Below are 20757 nucleotides of genomic sequence, written 5' to 3'. Positions count from 1 at the left end.
AAACCAATGGGCGCAGGCTTTGCGCCCCTACCACCTAACATCTAATAGAGGATTATTCTTATGGCTTTTTCCCCCGAAATTCCCTACTATAAAATTATTAAACAAGCACAATTAACCCCTGATGCGATCGCTGTTTTAGATGAGGCTTGTCCCCTAACTTATCAACAATTAGACCATCTTTCTAATCAAGTTGCTGCTTATTTACAGACTCAAGGTGTTAACCCCAATACCAGAGTTGGAATTATGACGGAACGAAATCCACGCATGATCGTTGGTATTTTGGGAATTCTGAAAGCCGGTGGCTGTTATGTACCCTTAGATCCCGATTATCCCGTCGAAAGATTGCGTTATATTCTTCATCATGCCACTATCGAGATCTTACTTACCGAACATCAAGTAAGTGAACAGTTAATTTCTTGTGTGACAGAACCTTTACCCTTGCAAACCGTCCTCTTTTTAGATGAAGGAGAAAGATTAAACAAAATTAATGATTTAACTCAGATTACCACTTCTATCTGGCAAAAACACAGTAAAGAATCCATAAATCTTTGTAATCGTCCTGAGGATTTAATGGTAATTCTTTATACGTCTGGATCAACAGGACGGCCAAAAGGGGTAATGTTAAACCATCGCGGTTATATGAATCGTCTAGAATGGATGCAAAAAACATTTTCCCTGAAACCAGGCGATCGCATCGCACAACGCACCTCTTTTTGTTTCGATATTTCCGTATGGGAAATTTTCTGGACGTTAATGGAAGGTGCAACAATATGTCCCGTCAAACGCGAAGTAGTCTTAAATCCTTGGGAATTTGCTGCCTGGATTAAAAAGACTAAAATTAATGTAATGCACTTTGTTCCCTCCCTCTTTGGGGAATTTATCAGTGCGATTGAAAACGAATCTTGGACATTTCCTGATTTACGCTGGTTAATCTTTAGTGGGGAAGCTTTACCCATGTCTTTTATCCAAAAATGGCTTGATTGTTATGGATTAAAGACAGGTTTAGCCAATCTTTATGGACCGACAGAAGCCTCCATTGATGTGACTTACCATATTATTACAGAACGTCCTGACGAACGCACCAGCAGCCAAATTCCCATCGGAAAAGCGATCGATAATGTCTATCTCAAAGTGTTGGATGATCAGATGCAACCTGTTAAACAAGGGGAAATGGGAGAACTTTGGCTTGGTGGCGTACAATTAGCGTTAGGATACCTCAAAGATCCTGAAAAAACCGCTAAAGCGTTCTGTTCTAATCCTTTTTCTGATGTCTCTGGTGACTATATTTATCGGACAGGTGATCTAGTCAAGGAATTACCCGATGGTACGCTGGAATATCATGGACGTATCGATAATATGGTCAAAATTCGGGGTTTTCGCATTGAATTAGGGGAAATTGAGAGCATCTTAACCACTAATCCCAATGTCCGCGAGGCCGCCGTTTTAGCTATTGATTACGGTGAAGGACAAAAACGATTAATTGCTTGTTTATCGGGGGATAAAATCAAAAACCGAGTTCTCAAAGCACATTTAGAACAAAAACTCCCCCATTACATGATTCCTCAACGATTCGCTTGGTTTCCACAACTTGCTAAGAATCATAACGGAAAGTTAGACCGTAAAGCATTAGCCGCCGAATTACTTGCTCCTCCCGCTGCTCCCCCTACTCCTTCTCTTGTCCCCCTTGGACCGGCACAACGTTGGTTAGTCAACTATTTTGAACCTCCCTATCAATGGTTCGGTTATACTCGTTTTCTCTATCATCAGTCTTTGAATCTTGATATTTTCAATCAAGCTGCTAATCTTTTGGTGCAACGTCATGAAGCTTTTCGGACGGTTTGCCTACAAAATCAAGGTAAATGGCAGCAATACTTGATCAATGATCCTCAACCTATCCTGGCAGAGTATTGGGATGGAAGCCACTTAACAGAAGCAGAACGTAATGCTAAAATTCAAGCTCAAATGTCAGATTTAGCTAAAAAAATCCAGATTGACCGTTGGCCACTCACTGCCACTCTTGTCGTTAAAGTTAGTCCCTATTGCTACGATATTACGATGGTCGCTCACCACATCATTGCTGATATGTTAAGTGCAACCCTCTTGTTTAAGGAACTTTGGAGTGCCTATCATCAATTATTGGTAGGAAGTGAGCCGACTTTTCCTAACCCTAATCCTCAGTCTTACTTAGATTTTGTGCAAGTCTTGAGGGATGAGGAGAAAAAAGGAACAATGAACGAACACTTGAATTATTGGAAGGAACAATTTCCTGATGCAGAGAGTCGCTTTGAAGTCCCCGTCGATCATGTCAAAGGCCCAAATATTGAAGCTTCTGCCGAAAGTGCGCGATTTGTCCTAAGTAAAGCGCAAACTAAACAGTTATTAAGCCAAGGCAAGGTTTATTATCAGTCTAACTTTTATCCTATTCTCCTTGCTCCTTTATACCGTTTATTAGGTGATTGGAGTCAACGCAAACAGGTGGTTATCAGTCATCGTAGTCATGGGCGAGATTTAGGCGAAGGTCAGTCTTTTATGGAAAGTATGGGCAATTATGCTGTAAATTTTCCCATAGGCATTAATTTATCCACTTCTACGACTTGGCAAAAAACTATCAGTACCATCAATGAGCAGTTTGAAAGCTTACCAATGAATGGCGTAACTTATGATTGGATAGGTGAGTCTTTACCTGAATATCTCTATCCTGATAGTAATTTAACCCCAGTAAGGGCTAATTATCTGGGAAATCGTTCGGTTCCTCTCTCTGACTTGTTTGAGTTTGTTTATGGCGAGCGCGATTGTCGTTTATCGCCACTGGATCAAAAACGTACCACATTGATTGAATTCTTTTTCCTAATCATAGATGGTCAGTTAGAGATAAGAATTGAATATTCTCGTAATTTCCATCTTCCTACGACCATTGAAAAAATCGGACAAGATTACCTCATTCTTCTTGAGGAATTAGTGCCTATTGGTGTTGCTGATTCCTAACCTTTCAGGGGGGAGTGTCAAGCAGTCCGTGGCATTGACTCATATTAAATCCGTTTGATTAAGTCAGGAGAATACTTTGGCAAAAGTGCTACCTCGAAAATGTCTTGACTATCGTACCCCGAATGAGGTATTCCCCAAAGGTAGATCAGACAGGGATGCAATTCAGACTTGAATTGGCGTCACCAAGAGCGTGATGGACTGCTCTAGTTACCAGATTTTTCCCCCCCCGAACGCTTACTAAAAATCATCCATTTGTGAGAGTAGATCATCCATTGTATAAACTTGGAACTCTGCCTAAACTGAAGCTAAAGGGAATCAAACAATTCTTTGTTCATTCTTTAAGAACTATTCGTTGTCTCTACAGACTGCTATATTATTGATTGGAGAACACACCTACAATGTCTGCTCAATCCTCAACCTCTAGCCTAACTGCTTTACAAAAAACACCGATCGCTATTATTGGAATGTCGGCCTTATTTGCTAAAGCCAAAAATTTACAGGAATATTGGGAAAATATTCTCGGTAAAGTGAATGGAATCACTGAAGTGCCAGAAAGCGCCTGGAATTTAGAAGATTACTATGATCCAGACCCGAAAGCACCAGATAAGACCTATGGTAAATGGGGGGGCTTTTTGCCAAAAATTGATTTTGACCCCTTAGAATTTGGTCTGCCACCTGATACGTTAGAAGCTTTAGATTCGGCTCATTTACTTGGTTTAGTGATGGCTAAACAAGCTTTAGAAGATGCGGGTTATAACCAAGGAAAAGAGTTTAATCGAGAAACAACAGGGGTTATTTTAGGAGGAAGCGGCCTCTGGAAAAGCATTACTCCCTTAACCAGTCGTCTGCAATATCCTCTCTGGAAGAAAATCTGCCAAAAAAGTGGTTTATCTCAAGAACAAACCGACAAAATTATCGAAAACATGAAGGCAGCCTATGTGCCTTGGCAGGAAAATTCTTTCCCCGGTATGTTACCAAACGTCGTAGCGGGTCGTATTACTAATCGCTTTGATTTAGGAGGAACTAATTGTGTGGTGGATGCAGCCTGTGCGAGTTCCTTAAGTGCTTTAAAAATGGCGATCAGTGAATTAATCGAAGGCCGTTGTGACATGATGCTTACAGGGGGCTTTGACACGGATAATTCCATCCTTAACTATATGTGTTTTAGCAAAACTCCAGCTTTTTCTAAGAAAGATTGTCTCAATCCCTTTGATGCCACCTCCGATGGCATGATGGTAGGGGAAGGATTGGGAATGCTGGTGATTAAACGGCTTGAGGATGCAGAACGAGACGGCAATCGCATCTATGCAGTGATTAAAGGCATCGGGACTGCTAGTGATGGTCGTTTTAAAAGTATCTATGCACCGCGTCCTGAAGGTCAAGTTAGAGCCTTACGGCGTGCCTATCAAGAGGCGGGATTTTCTCCCGCTACCTTGGGGTTAGTTGAAGCCCATGGTACTGGAACACCAGCAGGAGATTTTTGTGAATTTACAGCCCTGAATGAGGTTTTTAGCGAAAATAACCCAGAAAAGCAAACGATTGCTCTGGGTAGTGTCAAATCTCAAATTGGTCATACCAAGGCGGCGGCGGGTGCTGCAAGTTTAATTAAAACGACTTTGGCCTTACATCATAAAATTCTTCCTGCTACCATTAATATTACCGAACCCAACCCTAAATTTAAGATTGAAGACTCGCCTTTTTATCTCAACACTGAAACCCGTCCTTGGTTGCCCAAAGGAGAGACACCGAGACGAGCCGGGGTTAGTTCCTTTGGCTTTGGGGGAACTGATTATCATGTGGTGTTAGAAGAATATACGCCCAAATTACCCCAAGGAGAAAATCGAATTCATCATCGTCCCCAATCAATTTTACTCTGGGGTCAAAATCCCGAAGAATTAAGACAAACTTGTCAAAAAGCTCTAGAACAGTTGCAATCTCTTCAAGGGTCACAAGTTTATATTGAACTACAAAATCAAAGCAAATCGGCTCAACTTCCCTTAAAGGTTGCTAGAGTGGGCTTTGTTGCGACTTCCTTGGCTGAAGCTATTAAATTACTGCAAGCAGCCGTTAAACAGTTGCAAAAACAGCCTCAAGCAGAGGCATGGGAACATCCCCAAGGTATTTATTACCGTAAGACGGGGTTATTACTGGAGGGAAAAGTCGTAGCACTGTTCCCCGGCCAAGGTTCTCAATACCTGAATATGGGTCGAGAAATTGCCCTAAATTGCCCAGAAATCGAAACCGCTTATCAAAAATTGGATACATTGAGAGCTAAAGCGGGTTTAACGCCCCTTTCAGCAGGGGTATTTCCGATTCCTACCTTTAACGAGGTGGACGAAAAACGGCAAACCTCTTTACTGCAACGGACGGAAAATGCTCAACCTGCGATCGGGGCTTTCAGTGTAGGACTGTATAAAACGTTGCAAAAGACGGGATTTAAGCCAAATTTTGTGGCCGGTCACAGTTTTGGGGAATTAACCGCACTCTGGGCCGCAGGCGTTTTCACCGACGACGATTATTATTACTTGATCCAAGCTAGAGGCCAGGCCATGGCCGCACCGAAAGGAGCCACCCCTCAAGGGGCGATGTTAGCGGTGACGGGGAAAGTATCTCAGATAGCGCAATGGGTTGAAGGAATGGCCAATGTGCAGATTGCTAACTATAATGCACCTGAACAGGTGGTATTATCGGGATTAGCCTCAGAAATTGCCACTATTGAGAAGATTTTAAGCTCTCAAGGCTATCAGGTTACGCCTTTACCCGTGTCTGCTGCTTTTCATACTTCTCTAGTACGTCATGCTAGTCAACCCTTTGGGAAAGCGTTGGATCAAGTGACGTTTCATGCGCCCCAACTTCCGGTTTACGCTAATGTGACGGCAGCCCCTTATCCCAAAGATTTATCGGGGATGCGTCAGCTTTTAGAAGCTCAGTTGTTGAATTCGGTTCAGTTTGTCCAACAAATTGAAAATATTTATGCTCAAGGCGGATATTGCTTTGTGGAAATTGGACCGCGCCAAATTCTGACTAACTTAGTTAAACAGATCTTAGGCGATCGCCCTCATCTGGCCATTGCACTCAACCCCAGTCGGCAAAAGGACAGTGATGTTCAACTCTCACAAGGAGTAATGCAGCTTCGAGTTTTAGGTTTACCGTTAAACGATCCGGAAAATGCAGCTTTGACGGTGAAGACTCCTTCAAGCAAACGCAAAGGTATGATCCTGAAGCTGAATGCAACCAACTACATCAGCGATAAAACCAAAGCTTTGATCGGAGCTGCATTACAACCTGATTCACCTGCGGAAATAGAACCGTCAGTTGATTCCCAAACGGTTGAATCTAAGTGTGAGGAAGTGAAAGGGTCGGAAAACGAGGAAATTTTAGCCTCTATTCCTTCCGTCAACCCTTATCCTTCTGATTCTCAGCCTCTTTCAGAGGAAATTCCAACACTCAATTTATCTATCGTTTCTCGAGATCAAACTGTAACCATGACTATGAACAACGCTATTTCTAACAACATCAACCCTCTTTTACAGGCATTCTACCAATATCAACAGAGTCTTGCCAAGGTTCACGAAGAGTACATTAAACATCAATCCCAGAGTTTTCAATCAGTGTTGCAGTTATTCAAACAAAAAGAGATGACAGCAGTTGCTCAAATTGACGAACTCTCTACTCCTGCTGCTGCTTCGGAGAATTCAAAATTTGATCGGCAAAATTCAGAGGTTTCCTCTGTTAGCTTTCCTGATCCTACCCCTTTTAAGTCTGAACCTCAGCCCTTACGGACTCCAGAACCTCAACCTTTAAACACTGCACCTCAACCCTTACCGACTCCCGAACCTGAACCTGTTCACATTTCCCCCATTGTCAACTACTTAGAACCTCCTCAACCCATTGCAGCCATCTCTACACCTGAACCTGTGTCAGAAGTGAGCGAACCTTCTTTAGACTCCATTCAAGATGATGCACTAAGTCAAGCCTTATTAGAGGTTGTCAGTGAAAAAACAGGCTATCCTACGGAAATGTTGGAATTAGAAATGGATTTAGAGGCAGATTTAGGCATTGACTCGATCAAACGGGTAGAAATCATGGGAAGTCTGCAAGAAGCTTTCTCTGGGTTGCCCAAACTTAGCCCTGAAGCATTAGCAGAAAAACGTACCCTAGCCCACATTGTTCAGTATTTGAGGGAGAAAATGATGGTGACAGAAAAAAAAATAGCTTAGTTGTTACCTCTACCCAGTCTAACCATCGAAAACACGGTGATATTGGACGTTATCAAATGAAACTGAAGCCCCTTGCTGCACCAGATTATTGGGATTTTCCCTCAACCCCTGATCAAACCTGTTTGGTGACCGATGATGGTTCATCTACTACTGCCCAAGTTGCTCAAAGTTTGCTAAACCAAGGCTGGCAAGTTGTGGTTCTCAGTTTCCCTCAATTCCTTATTCCTGTGCGTTCTTCTCTTCCTGCGGGGGTTCGACATTTTGTTCTCAATCATTTAAGTGAAGAACATTTACAAGCACAATTGGGAGATATATTTAAAACTTGTGGACTGATCGGCACATTTATTCATTTACATCCTCTCTCTCAGGGTTTTAATCAAGATCAAGAGACTTCAATTAATTCTGATCAAGCGATTGTTAAACAAGTGTTTTTACTAGCCAAACATCTTAAATCTTCTCTGACGCAAGCGGCCAGTCAAGGACGCAGTTGTTTTCTCAGCTTAACCCGTTTAGATGGAGAATTTGGTCTCAGTGGAAAACGAGAATTTAGCCCTATTAGTGGCGGTTTATTTGGCTTAACGAAAACCTTAAATCTAGAGTGGGAATCGGTCTTCTGTCGCGCTCTAGATATTAGTCCCGACTTAGATGAAATGACAACGGCTCAAATTGTTTTAGCTGAATTGCATGATCCTAATAGCTTAATTCAAGAGGTGGGTTATACCCCAAAAGGTCGAATGACTTTGACTTGTGAATTAGCTTCTTTGAGCAGTAATTAGGGAAAAGTTAATAGTTAGAATAAAATTAGCTGGGCGCGAGCATTGCGCCCCTACAGAATTATATTTATTCAAATAAATTACGGTATAAATTCTGATTTTTAGCTAATATATACTAACTATTAAATATCAACTATCAACTATCAATTATCAACTAACACGGTATGTTCCCCATGATTAATGATACTCAACTTAATTCATCTTCGGTGGTTATTGTCAGTGGTGGTGGCCGAGGAATTACGGCTCAATGCGTTATCTATTTGGCGCAACAATATCATTGTAAATTTATTTTATTAGGTCGTTCGCAAATTTTAGATCCTGAACCTGAATGGAGTCTTTCTTGTCAAGATGAATCTGAGTTAAAGAGGCAAATTATGCAACATTTAGCAACTCAAAATGAAAAACCAACTCCGAAAAAAGTTCAAGCACTGTATCAACAACTCTGTCAAAGTTGGGAAATTAAGCAAACCTTATCAGAGATTGAAAAAGTAGGAGGAAAAGCCGAGTATTGCAGTGTTAATGTTACCGATTCACAGCAAGTAAAAGCAACTTTAAGACCGATTATTCAACGTTGGGGAGAGATTACGGGCATTATTCATGGTGCGGGAACGTTAGCAGATAAATTAATTGAAAACAAAACTGAACAGGATTTCGATAAGGTTTATAGTGTCAAAATTGATGGGTTAAATAGTTTATTAGGTTCCCTAGAAGTTAACCGATTAAAATTTATTGCCTTATTTTCTTCTTTTGTTTCATTTTATGGCAATATCGGTCAATCTGACTATTCTTTAGCTAACGAAATTTTGAACAAGTATGCTTATTTACTTCAACAAAAATATCCTAAATGTCATGTGGTTTCTATTGGGTGGGGTCCTTGGGATGGGGGAATGGTGACACCACAGCTTAAACAGTTGTTTGAGCAGCAAAATATTAAGGTTATTCCTCAACAAACAGGGGCGGAAATGTTAGCAGAAGAATTAACCCAAACTCAAGCTAAAACCCCTCAAATTATTGTGATGAGTAACCCTATTTCTCCTTCTCCTAAACTGGTTACACCGCAAAAGCATAGTTACCGTTTATATCGTCGGTTGACGTTACGAGGAAACCCTTTCGTTTATGATCATGTCATCGGGGGAAATGCAGTTTTACCCGCAATGTGTGCCTTAGCATGGATCACTAATAGTTGCGAACAACTTTATACAGGATATCATTTTTTAAGTTGTCATAACTATCAGGTGCTTAAAGGAGTTGTTTTTGATAAAAGTTTAGCTAATTTGTATTGTTTGGATCTGACTGAAGTTGATAAAACAGAAGATGAAATTAAATTTGAAGCCTTAATTTGGAGTGAAACCGCTAAAGGAATTCCCCTTTATCATTATCGGGGGATTATTAATATTACTAAACAAGTAATAGCTGAGAGAAAACTTGAGGAAAGTATTCAGCCTGTCACGGAATCTTTCCTTAATTTACAACCCTATCAAGCAGGAGTTCTTTTTCATCAGCCCAGATTTCAAGGAATTAAGAAAATCTTAGAAATTAATAAAAACGAACTTGTTTTTAACTGTTACTTACCTCGAATTTCTGCACAAGATCAAGGACAGTTTAGCGTTCAATCCTTTAATTCTTATACGGCTGATCTCTTGTTTCAATGTCTTTTAGTTTGGGTCAGAAAACACTACAATTCCGGTAGTTTACCCCTAAAACTAAATGAGCTTGAGCAGTTTAGTTCCCTCCCTTTTAATCAAGAATTTTGGATCAAATTATCCATTAATGAACATAGTGATACTAAGGTAATTGCTAATGCACTTGCTTATAATTCTCAAGGGAAAATTTATTTAGAAGCAACTAATATGGAGGTTACTTTGAGTTCTTGTCTTAATGTTTTGTTTCTTAACAATACGGTGAATTCATCGAATACTGTTTGCTTGTAATTTTTTCTCAATTGATACCCTATTTACATTTTCACAGGAGATATTATGAAACCTTCCAAATTAGCGATCGCTGGACTAAGTGGCTTCTTTAATCAACTGTTAACCAGTCAACAACTATCAGCTTTAATTTATCAAGGAAACTCCCTTGATTATTCTAACAAACCGATTAGTGATAATTCTTGGTCTATCCTATCAAAGATGTCTGATCAAGGGTTAAAAGATTGTAATTGTAAGATAGGAAAAAAAGTTGCATTAATTACTGCTAATAATATTAGCAACAATCAAGAAACTGAGCTTAAACATATTAGTTATCAATTGGAAAGATTATGGAATTGTTCCATGGTTACCTTTCAATTAACACAAGTATCTGATTCTTTATTAAAGTCTCTAGAATTAGCCCAAATTCTCTTAACTGCCAAAGAAGTTGATACAGTTATTATTAGTGCGCTTAATAGGAATTCTGAGTCTATTATTGGCGGAGCTTTAATACTCAAAGATTATGAAACAATCCCAAACAATAATAATACGCTTTTTTACGGGATTATTGATAGCTTTAGTAAAATAGTTAACCCCTTATCTTCTCCATCAGTTGCGATTAAACAAAGTTGTCAGCAAGCATTTGAAAATGCTAAGATTCACCCCTCAAATATTGGTTATTTAGCTGTTTCCTCAACAGAGATAGATCAAGGGTTATTAGAAGCTTATTATGCTAATCATAATAACCTAACTTGTGCAGTCGGAACAGTCCAAGAGAATAATAATAACTTAGGGATAACTGAAGATTTAATTAGCTTAATTAAAACAGCACTTTGCTTAAAAAATCGTTATCTTCCTGCTTCCGCTCAACTGTTAACTTCTAATCTTACTCAAGAATGGCAAAATAGTCCTTTTTATCTACCTGATGTATCGCTTCCTTGGTTTCTTGAAAAAGGACAAGAAAAACGCTATGCTGCGCTTAATTTAGTCACTCAAAACAATACTTATAGTCATTTAATTTTATCGGAAGCAACTCTTCAAAGTACACCCGATAATGGCTATTTACCCTATGCACCATTTTATCTATTTACCCTCGCTGGAAATGATAGTTCATCTTTACAAAGTCAGCTTGATAACTTAACCCATAGTATTGAAAACAGTTTCTCCTTACCCCATCTTGCCAAAGAGAATTTTATTCAGTTTCAACAGAATTCTCAGTCTCCTTATGTTGTAGCAATTGTTGGGAATAACAAAGAAGCTTTGCAAAAGGAAATTAAACAGGCTAAAAAAGGAATTGATCAAGCCTTTCACACAGGAAAGCCGTGGAAAAGTCCCCAAGGAAGTTATTTCACACCTAAACGGTTAGGAAAAGTGGGTAAAGTCGCTTTTGTTTATCCCGGTGCGTTTAACTCCTATTTAGGAATGGGAAGAAATCTTTTTCAATTATTCCCTAAATTATGGGAGAGAGCAGAGAGTTTAATTAGTGATCCTGCTACCTTTTTTCAAGCAAACTCTCTTTATCCTCGCCGTCAATCTCCCCTTTCTAAACAAGACTTAGAAAACCTAGAAACTCAATTCATTGCTAACCCTTTATCTCTCTTAGAAACTGGAACAGGTTTTGCAGTTTTATTCACCGAAATTATGCAGAAATATTTTAAAATTAAACCTGATGCTGCCTTCGGTTATAGCATGGGAGAAAGTACCATGATGTATTCATTAGGAGTCTGGCCAAATGCGGATCAAGGAAGTCGATTTGTTCATTCTTCTCCCCTATTTAAAACCCGTTTAATGGGAGCTAAACAAGCCGTTGCAGAATCTTGGGGTCAACCGATAGATGAAAATTCATGGAGTAGTTATGTTTTAATGGCTACAGCTGAAGCAGTTCAGGAATGTCTAAAAACAGAAAGTAAGGTTTATTTAACCCATATTAATACCCCTCAAGAAGTTGCGATCGCAGGAGATTCTCAAGGTTGTTTACGGGTGATTAAAAAATTACAATGTGATCGGTTTCGTTCGCCTTCTGATATGGTTTTACATTGTGAAGTTATGCAATCAGAATACAATGAGTTTCTTAAGCTAAATACGGTGACAATAGGAACACCACCTGATACTATTTTTTATTCCTCTTCTCATTATGATTCTCTGGCCTTAGAACAAGAGAAAATTGGTGAGCATTTAAGTCAAGGAATGTGTCAAATGTTAGATTTTCCTCGCTTAATTGAACGCACTTATCAAGACGGGGTGAAAATTTTTCTAGAATTAGGATCAGGAGGAAGTTGTTCTCGTTGGATATCGGAAACTCTTGGTCAAAAAGAGCATCTTGCATTGTGTATTAATCGTCGAGGTGCTGATGATTTAGCGACCATTATTAAGATGTTAGCACAATTAGTCAGTCATGGGGTAGAACTAGACTTATCCCCTCTTTATTTAACAGATGAAGCAGAAACCTTAGAGGCGATTTTTAAGACAGTGTTAACCACAGCACCCAAAGCTAATATTGAACCCCAAACCGATCAACAAAATTCAATTATTCGAGAAAATACTGCTTCTCAAAAAGTCGCTGCTTTAGTCGCTTCTTCTACTCAAACTCTTTCACAAGTTCCAACCATTTCTACAGTTGATCATTTAAGAACAAGCGTTATTTCTTCTCATCCTAAAACCGTTAGACCTTGTTTATTTGATCAACCTGAGATTCTCGAATTTATTGAAGGTAAAGTCTCTAAGGTTTTTGGTCAAGAATATGAACCCATTGATCATTATACCCAACGAGTCAGAATGCCGTCTCCTCCCTTTTTGTTTGTCAGTCGGGTGACTCAATTAGAAGGAAAATTAGGTGATTATAAATCAGGTTTCATCGAAACAGAATATGATGTACCAGAAGATGCTTGGTATGCAGTAGATGGTCAATTAACGGTAGGAATTTGTAAAGAAGCCGGCCACGGACTCCTGATGCTATTAAGTTATATCGGGACAGATTTTGAAAATCAAGGAAAACGCTCTTTCCGTTTATTAGATTTATCTGCAACCTTCTTATTTGAACAACCTGAAAATGTTAAGTTGTTACGGTGTCGAGTTAAGATCACCTCTTCGGTTAAAACTGATGATAGCTTATTAATTTTCTTCCAAGGAGAGGTGTTAATTGGGGATCAAGTTTGGATGAAACTTCATGACGGTTGTGCTGGACTCTTTTCTGATGAAGAATTAGAAAAAGGACAGGGAATTGTGCTAAAAGAGGCTGAAGAAAAAGAAAGAAACTTGATTAAAAGACAACAGTTTACTCCTCTTTTAACTTGTTCTAAGTCATTCTTTAAAAAAGAAGAACTTCTTAATCTAAGTCAAGGCAATATTGAGGCTTGTTTAGGGAAAAACTATCAACAAAATGGCTTAAATTCTTCCCTCAGATTACCCCCAGAAAAACTCTTAATGTTAGAGAAAGTGATGATGGTAAATCCTCAAGGAGGAATAGCTGGACTAGGGTTAGCAGTGGGAGCAAAACAGATCACTCCTGAGGACTGGTATTATTCTTGTCATTTTAAAAATGACCCCACTTTACCGGGGAATTTAATGATTGAAGGAAGTATCCAACTGGTGCAATTTTATTGTTTATGGTTAGGGTTACAAACTCACAGGAAAGATGCTCGTTTTCAGGTGATTCCTAATCAAACCCAAGCAGCCCGTTTTCGGGGACAAGTGACTCCCCAACATGGAACTTTAATGTATCAAATGGAGGTGTTAGAAATTGGACTTTCTCCTCAACCTTATCTTCTGGCTAATGTGGATGTTATTTTTGGCGGAAAAACCATTGCTACTATTAAAAATATTGGTGTTCAACTGGTAGAAAAAACAGACACCATTCCCAGTATTTTCCCACCCATTGAGTCAGGAACATTCCCCCATATTTCCCAATTATCAAAACAGTCATCGGTTTTATTTAATGAAAACCAATTAAAAACCTTTGCTAAAGGATCAGTGGCTGCCTGTTTGGGATCAGAATTTGACATTTATGAAAATCGTCAATCGGTTCGTTTACCTAACGGGGAGTTTCAGTTAGTCAGTCGGGTATTAGACATCGAAGGTAAACGTCATGAATTGCAAAAACCATCGGAAATTATTACCGAATTTGATGTCAAAGAAAATGCTTGGTTTTATAACCATAATGCCTATCCCACTTTGCCCTACTGTACTTATATTGAAATTGCCGGTCAACCTTGTATTTTCTTAGGGGTTTATATGGGAGCAACTTTATTATTCCCAGAAGATGATCTTCATTTTCGTAATTTGGATGGACAGGGAACAATTCTCAAAGAAATTGACCTCCGTAATAAAACCATTACGGATAAAGTTCGTCTCCTTTCTACCACCGCTATTCAAGGGGCAATTATTCAAAAGTTTGAGTTTGAGTTATCTTGTGAAGGTGAGCCTTTTTATCGGGGAAATATGGTCTTTGGAGACTTTAGCACAGCCTTGTTAGCGAATCAAGTGGGACTTGATGGTGGAAAACGTCTTAAACCTTGGTATCAACTGAATAATTTATCCGATTTAACCCTACAGGAAATTAATTTACAAGATTCCTTAACTCACCAAAACTTCTATTCAGTAAATCCTGAAAAACCCCACTATCGTCTTTCTCAAAATTATCTTGATTTTATCGAAAAAGTTTTCCTAATTGAAGATGGGGGTAAGTATCAAAAAGGATATATTTATGCCAGCCAATCAATTACTCCCGAAGATTGGTATTTTCCCTTCCATTTCTATCAAGATTCCGTGATGCCTGGTGCCTTAGGCGTTGAGTCTATTCTTCAAGCTATGCAAACTTATGCGCTGCAATTAGACTTAGGCAAATCTTTCAAAAATCCTCGCTTTGGTCAAGCCATTAATCATCAAATCACCTGGAAATATCGAGGACAAATTACACCCGAAAATCGTTTAATGTCTTTAGAAGTGCATATTTCCGATATTCGAGTCGAAGATGATGTAATCACAATTATCGGAGATGCCAGTCTTTGGAAAGAAGACTTAAGAATTTACGAAATTAAAGACATCGCCCTGTGTCTATTAGACAGTGAAGAGTGAACAGTTAACAGAGACCAGTGTATCTCGACTACTCGGTTAGTGCATTAACCATCGAATTGGGATAACCCCAGTTACCAGTGAATAGTAAACACCCATCTTTCTTTTCCGTCAGTTTAAAGTCAACAACAATGGAGAAATAAACCCCATGTTAACTAGCCATAACCCTCTTACTAGCTCCCCTAAACCATCTATCTCCTTTGATAGTGAAGGAATTCGAGAAAAATTAGCCAATTTAGAGCAGCCTTGTTATGTATATGTCAAAAATAACCAGATAGGACTTTCTCACGAACCTAATGCTGATATACTGCCCCGTAGCATGATTAATGCCCTATCACCCCAACAATTAGGCGATCGCGCTTTTTGTGACTTTCATGGTTTAGACTATGCTTATGGGGCGGGTGCAATGGCCGGGGGTATCGCTTCCGAAGATTTGGTGATTTCTCTGGGAAAAGCGGGATTTTTAGCCAGTTTTGGGGCAGCCGGGTTAGTTCCCCAACGGGTTGAAAAAGCCATTCACACCATTCAAGAAGCTTTACCCAATGGACGATATGCCTTCAATTTAATCCATAGCCCCTCAGAGGAAGCCCTAGAACGGGGTTCAGTGGAACTTTACCTCAAATATGGGGTAAGAACTGTTGAAGCCTCTGCTTACCTGGATTTAACCCCCCATATTGTCCGTTACCGAGCATCAGGATTACATCTAAATTCTCAAGGCGATATTGAAACCCAAAATAAGATCATTGCCAAAATTTCTCGGACCGAAGTTGCTCAGAAATTCTTAAAACCTGCTCCCCCTAAACTGCTGAAAGCTTTAGTTGAACAGGGACAAATTACAGCCTTACAAGCAACTTTAGCTGAAAAAGTTCCTTTAGCCGATGATATAACCGTTGAAGCTGACTCTGGTGGTCACACAGATAATCGTTCTTTGGTTTGCCTTCTCCCTTCTATTATTGCCTTACGCAATGAGATTCAACAGCAATATCAGTATGAGCGTTCTATTAGAGTGGGGGCTGCTGGTGGGATTAGTACTCCAGAATCAGCCTTAGCGGCCTTTATGATGGGAGCGAGTTACATTATCACAGGTTCGGTGAATCATGCTTGTATTGAAGCGGGAACATCTGAACATACCAAACAATTACTTGCCCAAGCAGCAATGGCCGATGTGGTAATGGCCCCTTGTGCTGATATGTTTGAAATGGGGGTGAAAGTTCAACTCTTAAAACGGGGAAGTTTATTCCCCATGCGCGCGCAAAAATTATATGATTTGTATCAAACTTATGAGGGAATTGATGCCATTCCGACCGAGGTTCGTCAAACCATAGAAAAGCAAATTTTCCAAAAACCATTAGAGGCCGTTTGGCAAGAAACCCTTGCTTATTTTCAAGAGCGAGATCCCGAACAAATTGAACGAGCAAATAATAATCCTAAACGGAAAATGGCTTTAATTTTTCGCTGGTATTTAGGGCTTTCTTCTCGTTGGGCAACCAGTGGACAGCCACAACGAACAATGGATTATCAAATTTGGTGTGGTCCGGCGATGGGTTCATTTAACGATTGGGTTCGAGGAACTTATTTAGAATTTTCCGAAAATCGTCAAGTGGTGGATGTAGCAACTCATATCATGCGCGGTGCAGCTTATCTCTATCGTCTGCAAAGTCTGAAGTTACAGGGGGTTAATCTTCCGTCTCCCTATCATTTTTATCGACCCACGCCTCTTTAAAAACCCCCTTATGAACCTTGTGCTGGAATTTTCCCATGATGACTAAAAATGCCAATTCTCCCTTTTCTGTTGGACTTCCCGCCCTTTATTTAGTGGCCTTTTTATCGGGAATTTCCCTAGGGTTATTTAACCCCTTTGTTTCTACCCTTATGAAAGAAAAGGGTTACGACAATATTGTTATTGGGGCAAATTCTACTCTTTACTTTTTTGTCATTGCCGCAGGAACACCAATTGTGGCTAGTATTCTTCGCCAAATTGGATTAAGAAAAACCATGATGTTAGGATTCCTTTTAATGGGAATAACTGCACCTCTATTTGCCTTTACTACTCAATTATCTCTTTGGTTTATCATTCGTGGCGTTATGGGTTTGGCCTGTTGTTTATATCTGATTTCTGGACAAACCGCTATTAACTATTTTTGTAATGATCAAAATCGAGCCATGGTTAATGGTTTAGATGCTTTAGCTTTTAGCTTAGGTTTTGGTATCGGTCCGATTATGGGAGCAGTCGCCTATAATCTTTCTCCTAAGATCACTTTTTTATTAGGAAGTGGCTTGATTTTAAGTGGAATTGTTGTTGTCTTTTTTGGATTACCAGAGAAAACGGTTAAGTTTCAAAAGCCCAACTTTAGCATTATTCAAAAGCTCAAACTTCCCCTACAAGGAGCTTTTGCTTATGGCTTCAGTGTTGCCACCTTAGTTTCTCTTTATCCACTTTTTTTACTCGAACAAAACTATGGTATTGAGCGCATGGGTTTAATCTTTGGCTTGTTTATTTTAGGCGGATTAATTTCAACCGTTCCTATTACTCATTTAGCCGATAAGATGGGTAAAGTTAAGGTTTTAGTCGGTAGTGTAATTATTGTAATTGTTTCAGTTTTTGGCTTATCTTTAATCGAAAATCCCATGATTACCCCCTTTTTAGCTTTTGTCTCTGGGGTAGGAATGAGTCCCATTTTTCCCTTATCATTAGCCCTGATTGGTTCTACCGTTACCCTTAATGAATTATCCTCCGGGAGTGCTGTCTTTACCTCAATTTATAGTGCAGGTTGTACCGCCGGTCCCATTCTATCAGCTATTGTCATGACCATGATGGGAACTCGGTATATCTTCTCATTAATGTTAGTCATTTTTGTCTTATTTTTGCTGAGTTTAAGTCAGTCCCAAAAGTCCCATTCTGACTATCAACATTCTTCGGAGAATAGTTAGGAAAGTTTCTTGAATTTTAACTACACTAATTAACCCCATTCACAATTTATTCAAGGACAAAATCATGGAAAAATTAGCAATCATTGGTTCGGGTATTTCTGGCTCTCCCATCGCCTATTATCTTCAAGATCAATATGAGGTTGATGTCTATGAAAAAAGTAGTCGTGTCGGCGGTCATGCTCACACCTTAGATTTGGATGAGGATGGTCAACGGATTTCTTTTGATACGGCTTTTGTGGTTTGTAATAAACCTAATTATCCCAACTTGATGAAATTTTTTGCTGATTTAGGAGCAGAGACTCAAGATCATTTAGGCGGATTTAATTTTTATAATTTGGATACTGGAATGCAGTTTAATTCCCTAGATCTAGAACTGCCGATGGAAGAATTCGCTCGTCAGCAACCTTCAGAATTAGTCGCTTGTTATCAAGAAGCTAAACGTTTTTTCTCAGAAGCACGGGCTGATTTTTGGGAAGGAAAAACGAGAATTTCTATGCAAGAATATCTAGATAAAAATAACTATAGCCAAGCCTTTCGAGATAACTTTGTCATGCTAATGGGGTCAGCCGTTTGGTCAATTCCTACTGATTTATTAATGGAGTTTCCCGCTTCAACTTTTATCAGCTTTTTTATGACTCATGACCAAGGCGGTTTAGGGGGAAAAACGGTCGAATGGCAAACCGTTAAAGGGGGAAGCAGTCGTTATGTTGAAAGGGTCAAAGATGCTTTAAAGAAACCCATTCGCACTGAACAAGAAGTGATTTCCGTTAAAAAAAGAGAAGACGGAAAAGTAACGATAAAAACGACCACAGATGAAGAAGTTTATGATAAGGTGGTTATGGCTACTCACGCTGATCAAGCATTAGGAATACTTGCTGAACCAACTGAATTAGAACAAAACATCTTAGGCTGTTTTAAGTATAATGAAACCGCCGTAACTGTTCACACTGATCCAGTTATTATGAACCCCGATCGCAGTAAATGGCAATCCTGGAATTATGGGCAAGTAACTAAAGAAGGAAAGCTTTATACTTATGTCACTTATTATGCCAATAAAGTACATAATTTTACCGCCAAGAAAGATTATTTTGTTTCCTTAGATACCCCCCCCATCGCCATTGATGAAGATAAAATTATCCGCATTCTTAAGTATCGACATCCAGCTTATGACATGAATACTCTAGAGGCGCAAAAACAAATTTATCAACTCAATGAAACTGGCCCTATTTACTTCTCAGGGACATATTTCCACATCAAAAAACGAGGCATTGATTCCTATGGCTTTCATGAAAGTGGCATCGGTTGTGCGGTTGAATTAGTTGAACATTTGAAAAAAGGATAATGTTTGGCAAAATACAGAATCAATAATCAGCAACTATACTCAAGTATTTTTCTTGACTCTTTTGAGTAAATTTAACTACAGCTAACTGTTAGTTTCTTAAAAGAAGTTGAAAAATTCTGCTCTTTGCTGAAACCTCCTTTAGGATAGAGAAAACATTCTTGACTACAAACTCTAAAAAATTGACACAGGAGATTTAACAATGAACTCAAAACATCTAGCAACTCTATTAGGATTAACCTCTGTAATCGCTCTTAATCCTGTTCTTCCCGTTAAAGCTGAACCCGTTATTTATATTGAAACAGGGGGGAAAGACAGTCTTCACTTTGATCCTAATGTACTAGCCGTGTTGGAAAGTATTGGTTTATCTTTGGCATCGGTTGAGAATACTGATACTCCCGCACAGGGATATGATTATGCTTTTGATATTCTTCCTCCAAGTTATGACCCTAATATAAGAGGAACGGATTGGGTATTTAGTTACGATGGAGAAACAGATAATTATGAGGCGATTAGTGGAACAACTGAATTGACTGGAAGTGTCTTTTTCAACGTTGATCAAACTAAACTTAATCTTCCTCCTGTGTTCGAGATCGGGGATTTTTCTGCCTTCTTTGAAGTTAATACCGATCCCAATATTCCTGAGCCTTACTTTGTTTTTGTGAGAGATACAGCCAACACAGGTCTTCCAGTTTTTAGCACCGTAGCACCCGGCTTACCTAATGTTGATTTGGTCAATAATACTTGGATTCTAGAACCTTTAGGAATTCTTTTAACGAAAGAGTTTAGTGATTATTTAATAGCAGCAGGAGCAACACAATCGGTTGAAGGATTACAAGTTGCTGTAGCCAGAGGAGATCGTACTTTTATTCCTTTTGCTACTTCTGTTCCCGAACCTACGAATCTTGTAGGAATTTTTTCGATTGCTGGCTTAGGGTTAATTATGAAGCTCAAAAAGTCGGTTTAGTTAACCTCTGCATAACTAGAGGGCTCTCTTGGGTTTGGTGGGTAAAATGTGTTCTAAGATACAGTCCTGCTGGCGAGCGAGTGGAAGGAACCACAGAGACACAAAGGACACAGAGATCGATCACTCCTATATAAGTTAAACTTATCACACAAAGAATAAGAGAGCCACTAGAGTTGTTGTGTAATAATTAGAAAAGCTTGAATCTCTGCCACAATCGAGTGTTTAGTAATTTTAAACTATAATTTCTGTCACTCCACTCAATTAAAGTAAGAGATTCAGCCGTTTTGATTGTTACTTTGCAACAACTCTAATGATTACTTGTCATTTTGCTATATAGGGAAATTGTTCATGAATTCTTTGTTTTCATCTATTGGATTAGCATTAATTGCAACCACTTCTGCAATGTTCGTTCCTGTAACTACTATAGCAGCGACGTTTGACTATAGCCCATCTTCCGCACTTCTTAACATTCAATTGATAATTTTTACTAATACATTGCTTACAACCCATTGCCAGTAAGGATTATAGCTACAATGATGGATTTTTATCAAGGTGAAGAATTGTA

At 39.2% G+C, this 20757-nt stretch carries 9 protein-coding genes; all 9 read left to right on the top strand.

Going from position 1 to position 20757, the window contains the following annotated elements:
- Positions 1–60 precede the first annotated feature (60 nt).
- The 9 genes from EWV66_RS11170 (at position 61) to EWV66_RS11130 (ending at position 20192) form a co-directional block, all read left to right on the top strand.
- Positions 61–2985 carry an amino acid adenylation domain-containing protein gene (locus EWV66_RS11170; protein WP_287109104.1) on the top strand — a complete coding sequence of 975 codons (2925 nt, stop codon included), beginning with the start codon at positions 61–63 and terminating at the stop codon, positions 2983–2985.
- Positions 2986–3383: 398 nt separating this feature from the next.
- On the top strand, positions 3384–7205 hold the full coding sequence (locus EWV66_RS11165; protein ID WP_287109103.1) for a beta-ketoacyl synthase N-terminal-like domain-containing protein: 3822 nt from the start codon (positions 3384–3386) through the stop codon (positions 7203–7205).
- A 56-nt stretch (positions 7206–7261) separates the two neighbouring features.
- Positions 7262–7981, top strand: a complete 720-nt coding sequence (locus EWV66_RS11160; RefSeq protein ID WP_287109102.1) for a Rossmann-fold NAD(P)-binding domain-containing protein — start codon at positions 7262–7264, stop codon at positions 7979–7981.
- Positions 7982–8151: 170 nt separating this feature from the next.
- A complete protein-coding gene (locus tag EWV66_RS11155; protein WP_287109101.1) occupies positions 8152–9909 on the top strand; it encodes an SDR family NAD(P)-dependent oxidoreductase in 1758 nt (585 codons plus the stop codon).
- Between the two features lie 45 nt (positions 9910–9954).
- Positions 9955–14958 carry a short-chain dehydrogenase gene (locus tag EWV66_RS11150; protein ID WP_287109099.1) on the top strand — a complete coding sequence of 1668 codons (5004 nt, stop codon included), beginning with the start codon at positions 9955–9957 and terminating at the stop codon, positions 14956–14958.
- Between the two features lie 145 nt (positions 14959–15103).
- The gene (locus EWV66_RS11145; RefSeq protein ID WP_052277695.1) at positions 15104–16678 is read left to right on the top strand and encodes a PfaD family polyunsaturated fatty acid/polyketide biosynthesis protein; all 1575 of its coding nucleotides are present in this window, start codon (positions 15104–15106) and stop codon (positions 16676–16678) included.
- Positions 16679–16713: 35 nt separating this feature from the next.
- Positions 16714–17886: an MFS transporter gene (locus tag EWV66_RS11140; protein ID WP_002761930.1), complete on the top strand. Its 1173-nt coding sequence runs from the start codon at positions 16714–16716 to the stop codon at positions 17884–17886.
- 64 nt (positions 17887–17950) lie between these two features.
- The gene (locus EWV66_RS11135) at positions 17951–19228 is read left to right on the top strand and encodes an NAD(P)/FAD-dependent oxidoreductase (protein WP_002789965.1); all 1278 of its coding nucleotides are present in this window, start codon (positions 17951–17953) and stop codon (positions 19226–19228) included.
- A gap of 199 nt (positions 19229–19427) precedes the next feature.
- Positions 19428–20192, top strand: coding sequence for a hypothetical protein (locus tag EWV66_RS11130; protein WP_052277696.1), 765 nt, complete (start codon positions 19428–19430; stop codon positions 20190–20192).
- Positions 20193–20757 lie beyond the last annotated feature (565 nt).

It is taken from the genome of Microcystis sp. M_OC_Ca_00000000_C217Col, from assembly GCF_007095585.1.
In the GTDB taxonomy this organism is placed as follows: Bacteria; Cyanobacteriota; Cyanobacteriia; order Cyanobacteriales; family Microcystaceae; genus Microcystis; species Microcystis panniformis.
This window is presented reverse-complemented; position numbering and strand designations above follow the sequence as displayed.